Here is a 12,410-nt window from a genome sequence, read left to right as displayed (position 1 = left end):
TACAATAATTTTGAAATATCACATATTTAATATTTCAAAAAATGAGGTGGAATTATGATTTCAGTTCAAAATGTCACAAAACAGTTTTCAAATGGAAAAGGTTTGTTTCATATTACATTTGATGTAAAAGAAGGAGAAGTATTCGGTTACTTAGGACCAAATGGTGCCGGGAAATCCACAACAATTCGTAATTTAATGGGATTTATAAAACCGACAGATGGTAAAGCGACAATTTTTGGATTAGATTGTTGGAATGAAGCAGCGAAAATTCAAAGAGAAGTTGGCTATTTGCCAGGAGAAATCTCTTTTATTGAAGGAATGAATGGATTAGAGTTTTTAAAGTTAATGCAAGGCATGCGTGGGCTTAAGGATACGAAAAGACGAGATGAATTAATAGATCGTCTGCAATTTGATGTGAAAACACCGATTCGAAAAATGTCTAAAGGAATGAAGCAAAAAGTAGGAATTGTTGCTGCGTTTATGCATGATCCAGAAGTGTTAATTTTAGATGAACCGACATCAGGGCTTGATCCACTTATGCAGCAAGTATTTATAGATTTAATAGTAGAGGAAAAACAAAGAGGAAAAACAATTCTTATGTCGTCACATATTTTCACTGAAATTGAGCGTACGTGTGATCGAGTAGCGATTATTAAAGATGGTTGCCTTGTAACGGTTGAAAATATTCATGATTTACAAAGTATGAGACGTCAGGTAATAGATGTAACAGTATCATCGCAAGAAGAGATTGAATCTCTGGCGCAATGTAATTTGCAATTTGAAGCGGTGAAAGGAAGAGAAGCATCGATTATTGTACAAGGAAACTATCAAGCTGTTTTACAAACACTTTCAAACTATAATGTAACAGCGCTTCAAACGAGAGCAATGGATTTAGAACATTTATTTATGCATTATTACGATCAGAAAGAAGGGGTAAAGCATGAATAAGCAATTGTTTTTAGCTAGTTTGAAAGAAACACAGAAAAGTATTTTGAGTTATGCAACTGGTGCAGCTCTATATTTATGGTTATTAATTTGGATCTTCCCTTCAATGGTATCAGCGAAAGGGTTAAATGAATTAATAAGTGCTATGCCTGATAGTGTGAAAAAAATTGTTGGCATGGAAAGTCCAATTCAAAATGTAATGGATTTTTTAGCTGGCGAATATTATAGTCTATTGTTTATTATCATATTAACAATTTTTTGTGTAACAGTTGCAACGCATTTAATTGCTCGTCATGTAGATAAAGGAGCGATGGCATACTTGCTAGCAACCCCTGTATCTAGAGTGCAAATTGCAATCACGCAAGCGGCTATTCTCATATTGGGACTACTGATTATTGTAACTGTTACGTATGTAGCGGGTATAGTAGGAGCAGAATGGTTTTTAGAAGATAATAACTTAAATAAAGAATTATTCCTGAAGATAAACGTAGTCGGAGGGCTCATATTTTTAGTCGTTAGTGCTTATTCATTTTTCTTTTCTTGTATATGTAATGATGAAAGAAAGGCACTTAGCTATTCAGCAAGTTTAACAATTTTATTTTTCATAACGGATATGGTAGGTAAATTAAGTGATAAGTTAGAGTGGATGAGAAATATATCATTATTTACGTTATTTCGTCCGAAAGAGATTGCTGAGGGAACGTATAATATATGGCCAGTGAGTATAGGTTTAACTGCTGGAGCCCTTTGTATTTTCATCGTAGCAATTGTAGTGTTTAGAAAGAGGGATTTACCGTTGTAAAGTAAAAAGTCCACTGAGAAAGTGGGCTTTTTTTGATGAGGAGGAAACGAATGAATCATTTGTTCCGGGTGCAGCTATATGTAAATGATATCGAAAAGTCATTATTGTTCTATGAAGAAGTAATTGGTTTAAAGTTGTATAAAAGAAGTATGCATGGAGCTCGTTTTAATCATGACCAGTTTTCTTTATTGTTAGTTAGTGATTCAAGATTGAATGAAAATCACTACTTTTACAATCGAAAAGAAATGAAGGGGAATGGCTTTGAACTAATTATTGTTGTCAATCGGATTGAAGAAGTATATGAACGTTGTAAAGAGAATCGGTGTGCGATACAAGAAGAAATTCAAACTTATCCATGGGAGATGAGAGGGTTTGAAATTGTGGATCCAGATGGGTATTTCCTTAGAATTACATCTGAGTAAAGGTAAACATGAAAAATGTTTACCTTTTTTATGAAAATATTCAAAAAAATGAACCTTTTTCTAGGCTCATCCGTCTAATAGATGTAAAGTTAAATTTGAAGTGAGGATGAAACAGGAGGAGCAATTGTGAAAGTAATCCCTTTATATAAAATGATTGTAAGAGAAGAAACGGATGTTTCTTTAGCAAAAAAAGGTGATCATGAAGCGTTTATGGCGCTTATACATACAGAAAAAGTGAAGATGTATCGCATTGCAAAGGCAATGTTACGTGATGAGACAAATATAGAGGATGCGATACAGGCAACAATTTTAAAAGCCTATGAAAATATAAAAAAATTAAAAAAAGAAGAGTTTTTTCAAACTTGGTTAATTCGAATTTTGATAAATGAGTGCAACAATATTATTAGGTCATACAAAAAGATAATGGTAATAGAAGAAAATGATTACAATATGAGTGCTTATGATCAGTATGAAGATATAGATTTGTGCAATGCGATTCAATCATTACATGAAGAGTTAAGAGCTGTTACGGTGCTTTATTATTATGAAGATATGAATCAAGAGAGTATAGCAAAGCTTTTAGAAATACCAAAAGGAACAGTAAAATCGAGATTGTCACGTGCGAGGGAACAACTGCAAAAACGATTAAAGATGGAATAGGGGGTGTATAGGATGGATAACGAAAAATTATTTGATGAGAAATTAAAAAAGAGAATAAAAGAAGAGAATGTGATAGTACCGACAGAGTTAAATGAAAAGATTAATAGTACCCTACATAATCTCCCGGTAAAAAAGAAAGGTTACAGAGTTTATATGATGGCTATAAGTGCTGCGGTTCTAACACTTTCAATTGTGTCTATGTCGGAGTTTTCTGATCAAATTTTTGCTCAAAATGGTGGAGTATTTGAATATGTAAAGAAAAAGGCTTTTTCTGATTATGAAAATGAAGAAGAAATAAAATCGAACGTAAATTATCCAGATAAAGAAAAAATTCATGCAAAGATGCTGGATTCTATTGATCATTTTAAAAATATTTCAGGACAATTTGAGGAATATTCTAGCTCGTCAAGAATTGCTACAACATACAAATATGCGATTGATACGGAGCGACAAAGTGGTATCTCTTCGAAAGAAGATAAACTAGCGAAAAAACGAACAATTATATATAACGAGGGCAAGAAAAAAGAATTTGATGATGAGAAGTATACATATAAAGAGACAAAATGGAGCCCGAAAGAAAAAAACTATGAGCTATTAAAATTAAATCCCACAGAAAGGTTATTGAGAAAATCAGGCGAGAAAAAAAGATACGATGATGAATATGTGGGATTCGCGAAGTATAGTATTCAATCAGAATTTGCTGATCTATTAATTCGATATAAAGATTGGAATTATAAAGAAACGAAGTATCTTGGACTGGATTGCTACAAAATAGAAGGGACAATAAACATAGAAATGCCTGTAAGTACATCTGAAGATTTAAGAGGGAAATTTGAAATGGTTGTAGAGAAAAATACAGGGATTATGCTAAAGTTCCTTAGTTTCCACGAGGGTATGATTCAATACTCGATTACGACTGAATGGATACAAATAAACAAAGGGTTGAAAGAGAGTGTGTTTCAAAAGGATAGCGCTAAGTATGAAAAATTGAAAAATATATTAGATGAATAGAAAATGGAGGGAACTATATGGAGAATACCTCTTCTTCAAGAGAAAAGAAAAATAAAAAACAATATAAAAAGACAATGATAATAAGTGTATTGTTAGTAGTATTACTATTTGGCGGAGTGGGATATGGTGCTTATGTGTATATGAAAACTTCTAATCTCGTACAAAAGTCTAGTTTACATTTAGCGCGTGGTGAAAAATCAAATTTACGTGAGAAAGCCGTAAAACCAATTGCAAATAATGTTTCACTTTTAATTATGGGAATTGATGAAAATCAAGAACGACAAAAGGAGTATAATGGTGCTTTTCATACAGATGCGCTACTGCTAGCTACTTTTAATAAAGATGATAAGACAGTGAAATTAACGAGTATACCACGTGATACATATACATATGTTCCAGTTGAAAAGAAAAAAGATAAAATAACGCATGCATATGGAAGTGGTTTCGTTAAAAATGGTAAAGATGGAGGACCGCAAGCTTCAGTGGAAGCAGTAGAAAAGTTGCTACAGGTGCCTGTTGATTATTTTGTGAAGTTTAATTTTAATGCATTTACTAAAATTGTTGATGGATTAGATGGGATTGAAGTAGATGTTCCAGTTGAATTTACGGAGCAAAATAGTAAAGATGAACCTGACGCGATTCATTTGAAAAAAGGACTACAAAAATTAACAGGGGAAGAAGCGCTTGCACTGGCAAGAACGCGTCATATTGATAGTGATGCAATGAGAGGTCAGCGCCAACAACTTGTTATTGAAGCGATGTTAAGTAAATTAAAAAGTGTAGGCTCGATTACGAAACTAGAAAAAATGGTTGAGGCGGTTGACGGTGATTTTAAAACAAACTTAGTAATGGCTGATATTTTATCATTTTATAAGTACGGTTTAAACGGTTCAGTTGAAAAAATACAATTAGCCGGTGATGATTTGTATTTACCTAACGGTCCAAATGGGCAACGTGTATATTATTATAATCCTAATAAAAAAGATCTACAGAGTTTGAGTAATACGCTTAGAACACATCTAGGGTTAAGTGAAAAGCAGATTGAAGAGAATTGAAGCAGGCGTAATGTCTGCTTTTTTATTTTTGTAGAAAAGAGGTTTGTTACGATATACATTATTTATTAACAATAATTTACAAGTGTTTTATAGTGAAAGGATATAAAGACTATTAAATCAATACATAGAATTCAATGAGATATAGTGTTTCGAAAGATTATGGAATTTTTATGAATATTACTGTAAAAAAATAATTTTTTAAAAATTTTCAATAATAACACTTTACAAAACTCAAAAAATTAGTAGAATAATAGTTAATAAGAATCTTCTGATAAATATATAAAGAAAAACAGAATTATCAGAAAATTCTTAAATGAGAGCGTTAAGAATTAGGGAGGGTACAGAAAGTGAAAAAGAAAAAAATGAAAAAACTAACAGCAGTTGTAGCACCAGTTTTAGCAATGAGTATGGCATTAACAGCATGTTCTACATCAGGCGGAGATAAGAAGACAAGCACAAATTCTAGCTCTGGCGGAGATAGCAAATCAGAAGAAAAATTAGCAGCGAAACAAGTACTAAATCGTACGGAAACAAATGAGATTCCGACAATGGATACTTCTAAAAATACTGATACATTAGGTTCTCAAATTTTAGGGAACACAATGGAAGGTTTATATCGATTAGATAAAGATAACAAACCAATCCCAGCTGCGGCAGAGTCAAGCACGAAGAGTGAGGATGGTAAAAAATATACATTCAAATTACGTAAAGATGCAAAATGGTCAAATGGTGATCCTGTAACAGCGAAAGATTTCGTATATGCTTGGCAACGTCTATTAGACCCAAAAACAGCTGCTGAGTATGCATTCATTGCATTCCCAATTAAAAATGCAGAAGCGGTTAATAAAGGGGAAAAACCTGTAACAGAACTAGGAGTAAAGGCAGTAGACGACCTTACTTTTGAAGTTGAATTAGAACAAGCAGTACCATACTTCTTAAACTTAGTAGCATTCCCGTCGTATTATCCGTTAAATGAGAAGTTCGTAAAAGAAAAAGGGGATAAATACGGTTTAGAGTCTGATACAACAGTATATAATGGACCGTTCGTTCTTACTGATTGGAAGCATGAGCAAGGCTGGAAACTAAAGAAAAACGATCAATATTGGGATAAAAAGACTGTAAAACTAGATGAAATTAACTATAGTGTAGTTAAAGAAGTAGCTACAAGAGTAAACTTATATGATACAAATGCAATTGATTTCGCGCTATTATCAGGTGAGTTCGTTGATAAGTATAGAAACAATAAAGAAGAGTTTGGCACATACTCACAAGTAAGTACTTATTTCTTACGTATGAACCAAAAACGTGGTGGACAAGATACACCATTAAAGAGCCAAAAATTACGTGAAGCAATCGCACTTTCAATCGATAAAAAGAATTTAGCAAGCGTTATTTTAAATGATGGATCTAAACCTGCTGACTTCTTAGTACCGAAAGGATTAGCAACTGGACCAGACGGTAAAGACTTCCAAGAAACATTTAAAAATGGTATTAAACCAGATGCGAAAAAAGCAGCAGCTGCATGGAATGAAGCGAAAAAAGAGCTTGGGAAAGACCAAGTTACAATTGAGCTATTAAACTATGACACTGGTAATGCGAAAAAAGTTGGGGAATATGTAAAAGATCAAATTGAGAAAAACTTAAAAGGTGTAACTGTTAATATTAAACTTCAGCCATTCAAACAAAAGCTGAAATTAGAAACAGAGCAAGAATATGATTTATCATATGCTGGTTGGGGACCTGACTACGCTGATCCAATGACATTCTTAGATATGTTCCAGTCTAATCATTCTCATAACCAAATGAGCTTCGCTGATTCAAAATATGATGATATGATCAAAAAAGCTGGTGGAGAATTAATGGGTGACGCGAAGAAACGTTGGGAAGAGCTAGGCAAAGCTGAGAAATTACTTCTTGAGCAAGATGTAGCACTTGTACCTTTATACCAACGTGGTGATGCATACGTTCAAAAACCAAATGCAAAAGGCATCGTTCATCATAACATTAGCCCAGAGTATAGCTTCAAGTGGGCGTACATGACTGAAAAAGATGGAAAATAATTTTAAACAGTAATACTATCTTTAAGTGGATATATACACGTTTCTTAGCTTATTTTGTAGTGAGAATCTCATCGTCCACAATAGTAAGATAAAATGATAGAGCATTTCAAAAGTAGACTATTTACTTTTGGAATGCTCTTTTATTTTGAGATTAAATGTAAATCAATCGATAAATATAAGGAAGTATTTGTATTGTGATAATTGTAAAACATGCTTGTTATTATCACAAAAAAATAATTTTTAGAATATTTTAAAAATAACTTTACAAAATCTGAAAAGTTAGTAGAATATTAATTAATAAGAATTTTCTGATAACTGGTTATTAGAAAATCTATCAAAATTAGTTTCGTACATATAATTGGGGAGGGTACAAAAATGAAGAAAAAGATGAAAAAGTTCACGGCGGTTGTAGCGCCAGTTTTAGCGATGAGTATGGCGTTGACAGCGTGTTCTGGATCTGGTGGAGAGAAGAAATCAACTACGACGTCTAGTGGTGGTGGGGAAGAGAAAAAATCTGAAATTAAATACGCAGCGAAACAAGTGTTAAATCGTACAGAGAATCAAGAAATTCCGACGATGGATGTTTCAAAATCTACAGATACATTAGGTTCTCAAATTTTAGGGAACACAATGGAAGGTTTATATCGATTAGATAAAGATAATAAGCCAATCCCAGCTGCTGCAGAATCTAGTACGAAAAGTGAGGATGGCAAAAAATATACATTTAAATTACGTAAAGATGCAAAATGGTCGAATGGCGACCCTGTAACGGCGAAAGATTTCGTATACGGTTGGCAGCGCTTACTTGATAAAAATACAGCTGCAGAATATGCGTTTATTGCTTTCTATATTAAAAATGCAGAAGCAATTAATAAAGGTGAAAAACCTCTAACAGATTTAGGAGCAAAAGCGGTAGATGATTATACGCTAGAAGTAGAATTAGAAAAGCCAGTACCATATTTCTTGAATTTAATGGCGTTCCCATCTTACTATCCTTTAAATGAAAAGTTCGTAAAAGAAAAAGGAGATAAATTCGGTTTAGAAGCAGATACAACGTTGTATAATGGACCATTCGTGATGGCTTCTTGGAAACATGAACAAGGATGGCAGCTAAAGAAAAATGATAAGTATTGGGATAATAAGACTGTAAAATTAGAAGAAATTAACTACAGTGTAGTAAAAGAAGTTGCGACGAAAGTAAACTTATATGATACAGGGTCAATTGATTTCACACTATTATCAGGAGAATTTGTTGATAAATATAAATCAAACAAAGAGGAGTACGGTGAGTATTCAGAAGCAAGTACATTCTTCTTACGTTTAAATCAAAAGCGTAACGGACAAGATACACCGTTAAAGAGCAAAAAACTACGTGAAGCAATCGCATTATCAATTGATAAAAAAGGCTTAGCAAATGTTATTTTAAATAACGGTTCAAAAGCAACAGATCAATTAGTACCAAAAGGACTTGCTACAGGACCAGACGGTAAAGATTATCAAGATACATTTAAAAATGGTCTGAAATATGATCCGAAAAAAGGTGCGGCAGCTTGGGAAGCAGCGAAAAAAGAGCTTGGAAAAGATCAAGTGACAATTGAATTACTAAGCTATGATGATGGAACTGCGAAGAAAATCGCTGACTACTTTAAAGATCAAATTGAGAAAAACTTAAAAGGTGTAACGGTTAACACGAAAATTCAGCCGTTCAAACAAAAACTAAAATTGGAGTCAGCACAAGATTATGAAGTTTCGTTTGCAGGTTGGAGCCCAGACTATTCAGATCCAATGACATTTATTGATATGTTTGAATCGAAGAGCCCATATAACCAAATGAGTTATTCGAATCCAAAATATGATGAAATGGTGAAAAAAGCAGGTAATGAATTATTGTCTGATCCTAAGAAACGTTGGGAAACGTTAGGAAAAGCAGAGAAATTGTTCCTTGAAGAAGATGCAGGATTAGTACCTTTATACCAAACAGGTAGAGCGTATGTAATGAAGCCGAATGTAAAAGGAATTGTGAAACATAACATCAGTCCGGAATATAGCTTTAAGTGGGCTTATGTAACGGAAGGGAAATAATAAAAAAGAGCGTGTTCAAAGTAGAAACATTACTTTGAACACGCTCTTTTTCTATTCAATTAAATAGAGAAGAATAAGAAAAGTAGTACTGACATATAGTAGATGGGGGAGAATTCGTATAGTAGTAATAGTAAAATACATAGTTACTATGAAAATAAAATAATGGGAACTTCAAAAATGAGGATAATTACCAAGATTTTAATTGGTGAAGAAGTATTAATAACTAAGTTCTTAGAAAATCTCTCAAAGTTCGTTTCATACATATAATTGGGGAGGGTACAAGAATGAAGAAAAAAATGAAAAAACTAACGGCAGTTGTAGTGCCAGTTTTAGCAATGAGTATGGCATTAACAGCATGTTCTTCTGGATCTGGTGGGGAGAAGAAACCGACTACAACGTCTAATAATGGCGGGGAAGAGAAAAAATCTGATATAAAATATGCAGCGAAGCAAGTGCTAAATCGTACAGAAACGAATGAAATTCCGACGATGGATACTTCAAAAAGTACAGATACACTTGGCGCACAAATTTTAGGGAATACGATGGAAGGTTTATATCGTCTTGATAAAGATAATAAGCCAATACCAGCTGTAGCAGAATCTAGCACGAAAAGCGAGGATGGTAAAAAATATACATTTAAATTACGGAAAGATGCAAAATGGTCAAACGGTGATCCAGTAACAGCGAAAGATTTCGTATTTGCATGGCAACGTCTCGTAGATCCAAAAACAGCTGCTGAGTATGCATTTATTGCCTACTATATTAAAAATGCAGAAACAATTAATCAAGGAAAAGCAGAAGTTGCTACATTAGGTGTAAAAGCGGTAGATGATTATACGCTTGAAGTGGAACTAGAAAGGCCGGTACCATATTTCTTGAACTTAATGGCATTTGCGTCATACTATCCATTAAATGAAAAGTTTGTAAAAGAAAAAGGGAATAAATTTGGTTTAGAGTCTGATACAACAGTATATAACGGACCGTTCGTTCTTACTGATTGGAAACATGAGCAAGGCTGGAAATTAAAGAAAAATGAGCAGTATTGGGACAAAAAGACTGTAAAACTAGAGGAAATCAACTATAGTGTAGTAAAAGAACCAGCTACTCGAGTGAATTTATACGATACAGGAGCGATTGATTTCGCCCTTTTATCAGGAGAGTTTGTTGATAAGTATAGAAATAACAAAGAGGAGTTTGGCGCATATTCGGAAACGAGTACGTTTTACTTACGTCTAAACCAAAAGCGTGGTGGGCAAGATACGCCGTTAAAGAGCAAAAAATTACGTGAAGCAATCGCATTATCAATTGATAAGAAAGCTTTAACGAATGTTATTTTAAATGATGGTTCAAAACCAGTGGATTACTTAGTACCAAAAGGTTTAGCAAGTGGGCCAGACGGTAAAGATTTCGCAGAAACGTTCAAGAATGGTTTAAAACAAGACTCCAAAAAGGCAGCAGCAGCTTGGGAAGAAGCGAAAAAAGAACTTGGAAAAGATCAAGTCACAATTGAACTTTTAAATTATGATACTGGTAATGCGAAAAAAGTTGGGGAGTATGTAAAAGATCAAGTTGAAAAGAATCTAAAAGGCGTAACAGTAAATATTAAACTGCAACCATTTAAGCAAAAGCTTAAATTAGAATCAGACCAAGATTATGATTTTTCATATGGTGGCTGGAATCCAGATTATGCAGATCCAATGACATACCTTGATATGTTTGAAACGACAAATTCTCAGAACCAGATGAGCTACTCAGATTCAAAATATGATGACATTATTACGAAAAGTAAGACAGAATGGATGGCTGATGCAAAAAAACGTTGGACAGAGTTAGGAAAGGCTGAGAAAATATTACTTGAAGATGATGTAGCGCTTGTACCTTTATATCAAAATGCTCGATCCTATGTAATGAAACCAAATATAAAGGGAATTGTGAAACATAATATTAGTCCGGAATATAGCTTTAAATGGGCGTATGTAGAAGAGAAATAATAAAGTGAAATTTTAATCAAGCTGCCCAGCAAATAGCAGGATAAAAGAAAAAGCATTTTCAAGTTGCGGTATTAGAGCACTTGAAAATGCTTTTTCTATGCACTTTTATTCCTTCCTCGAATATATAAAATTAAAAAGGGAGAATCCCATGGAACGAAATGCTTACATCGATTTCCTAGCTTATTACGGAATAGGGAGTGCTCACCCTGGTGGTTTTACGTTAACAAAACAATTGTTAGCACAACTACCTTTTAAATATGGAGCGAATGTCCTTGAAATAGGCTGCGGTACGGGGAAAACAGCCGCGTATATGACAAAAGAATGTGGTTATAAAGTAACGGCGGTTGAAAAGAATGAGATTATGATTCAAAAGGCGAAAGATAGATGGTCAATTGAAGGACTAGACATTCAATTAATTGAAGGGAATGTAGAGCAATTACCTTGTTTGCATGACTCATTTGAGTTCGTACTCGGAGAATCGATACTCGCTTTTACGGAGAAAGAAAGGGTGATCTCAGAGTGTTATCGTGTATTACAGAAGGATGGCAAGCTAGTTGTCATTGAAATGATTATTGATAGGCACATTGAGAAGAGTGAGGAAGAAAAAATTGCCCGATTATACGGGATGAAAGAACTATTAACTGAGAATGAATGGGTACAATTATTTCAGAAAGCAAATTTTAAAAGAATTACAATTGCTGGTGGTGGTACAATTGCAGAAACGATCTCGGGCTATATAGAAGAGCCAGAATGGAATGTATCCGCGTATATTCCAAATGAATTATATGAGGCATGGGTACAGCATGAAAATGTACGACTTATGTACCAACATATTTTAGGCCATCGTATTTTTATATGTGAAAAATAAATAAAAAGAGTTGGCTAAAGTTAGTCAACTCTTTACTATGTTAAATGAAAAATAATGCAGCTAATGTAATTCCGAAGATGAAACCAAATCCGAGTTCAACGCCCCATCCACAACCGCCGCCTCCCCAGCCGCCGCAATTACCGCAACCACGACCGCCACATCCACAGCCGCTGAATCCACCACCACCACAACCAAATCCGCAGCTGTCACATCTGCTAATGCCTCCGCAAAGATCACATCCACCGTTTGCATAAGCGTCATAGTATCCAAATCCTGTATCAAAAGATGAGCGCTGTTGCACTGGTTCAATCCATACAGAGCTTTTTGTCACATCAATTATTTTTCCTAAATGAATGCGACCATCACGATCTTCAATTCGAACGACTTTACCGAAATAACGTTGGCACGTATCGTAACATTTTTGTCTATGCATGTTCTTCCTCCTTCCCCATTACAGTAATACGATATGTAAAGGGGACAAGTGCGGCTTGTACGAATGCCCTATCTATCATAA

General features: G+C 34.2%; 11 protein-coding genes. 10 read left to right on the top strand and 1 reads right to left on the bottom strand.

The features are described 5' to 3' along the window. Positions 1 to 54: 54 nt before the first annotated feature. The 10 genes from MR113_RS15365 (at position 55) to MR113_RS15320 (ending at position 11,896) form a co-directional block, all read left to right on the top strand. On the top strand, positions 55 to 948 hold the full coding sequence (locus tag MR113_RS15365; RefSeq protein ID WP_242255306.1) for an ABC transporter ATP-binding protein: 894 nt from the start codon (positions 55 to 57) through the stop codon (positions 946 to 948). After that, positions 941 to 1,747 carry an ABC transporter permease subunit gene (locus MR113_RS15360; protein WP_242255304.1) on the top strand — a complete coding sequence of 269 codons (807 nt, stop codon included), beginning with the start codon at positions 941 to 943 and terminating at the stop codon, positions 1,745 to 1,747. The genes MR113_RS15365 and MR113_RS15360 overlap by 8 nt, the downstream gene beginning before the upstream one ends. A gap of 50 nt (positions 1,748 to 1,797) precedes the next feature. After that, complete coding sequence (locus MR113_RS15355) at positions 1,798 to 2,169, top strand: VOC family protein (RefSeq protein WP_242255301.1); 372 nt, start codon at positions 1,798 to 1,800, stop codon at positions 2,167 to 2,169. Positions 2,170 to 2,295: 126 nt separating this feature from the next. Beyond that, positions 2,296 to 2,829, top strand: coding sequence for a sigma-70 family RNA polymerase sigma factor (locus MR113_RS15350; RefSeq protein WP_097841632.1), 534 nt, complete (start codon positions 2,296 to 2,298; stop codon positions 2,827 to 2,829). Positions 2,830 to 2,841: 12 nt separating this feature from the next. Then, the gene (locus MR113_RS15345) at positions 2,842 to 3,840 is read left to right on the top strand and encodes an anti-sigma factor (protein WP_242255299.1); all 999 of its coding nucleotides are present in this window, start codon (positions 2,842 to 2,844) and stop codon (positions 3,838 to 3,840) included. 17 nt (positions 3,841 to 3,857) lie between these two features. After that, entirely contained in the window at positions 3,858 to 4,895 is a 1,038-nt protein-coding gene (locus MR113_RS15340) for an LCP family protein (RefSeq protein ID WP_242255297.1), read from the top strand. 347 nt (positions 4,896 to 5,242) lie between these two features. After that, positions 5,243 to 6,955, top strand: a complete 1,713-nt coding sequence (locus tag MR113_RS15335) for a peptide ABC transporter substrate-binding protein (protein WP_242255294.1) — start codon at positions 5,243 to 5,245, stop codon at positions 6,953 to 6,955. A gap of 375 nt (positions 6,956 to 7,330) precedes the next feature. Beyond that, complete coding sequence (locus MR113_RS15330; RefSeq protein WP_242255291.1) at positions 7,331 to 9,037, top strand: peptide ABC transporter substrate-binding protein; 1,707 nt, start codon at positions 7,331 to 7,333, stop codon at positions 9,035 to 9,037. A gap of 284 nt (positions 9,038 to 9,321) precedes the next feature. Continuing rightward, positions 9,322 to 11,028 carry a peptide ABC transporter substrate-binding protein gene (locus MR113_RS15325; RefSeq protein ID WP_242255289.1) on the top strand — a complete coding sequence of 569 codons (1,707 nt, stop codon included), beginning with the start codon at positions 9,322 to 9,324 and terminating at the stop codon, positions 11,026 to 11,028. 148 nt (positions 11,029 to 11,176) lie between these two features. Beyond that, the gene (locus MR113_RS15320; RefSeq protein ID WP_242255287.1) at positions 11,177 to 11,896 is read left to right on the top strand and encodes a class I SAM-dependent methyltransferase; all 720 of its coding nucleotides are present in this window, start codon (positions 11,177 to 11,179) and stop codon (positions 11,894 to 11,896) included. Positions 11,897 to 11,936: 40 nt separating this feature from the next. Here the strand turns inward: MR113_RS15320 and MR113_RS15315 are convergent, their stop codons facing one another. Continuing rightward, a complete protein-coding gene (locus tag MR113_RS15315) occupies positions 11,937 to 12,329 on the bottom strand; it encodes a hypothetical protein (RefSeq protein ID WP_063262489.1) in 393 nt (130 codons plus the stop codon). Positions 12,330 to 12,410 lie beyond the last annotated feature (81 nt).

The sequence above is a fragment of the Bacillus cereus group sp. BfR-BA-01379 genome (assembly GCF_022663605.1).
Classification (GTDB): Bacteria; Bacillota; Bacilli; order Bacillales; family Bacillaceae_G; genus Bacillus_A; species Bacillus_A mobilis.
Note: the sequence above shows the minus strand (reverse complement) of the source record. Positions and strands in the feature narration are given on the sequence as shown.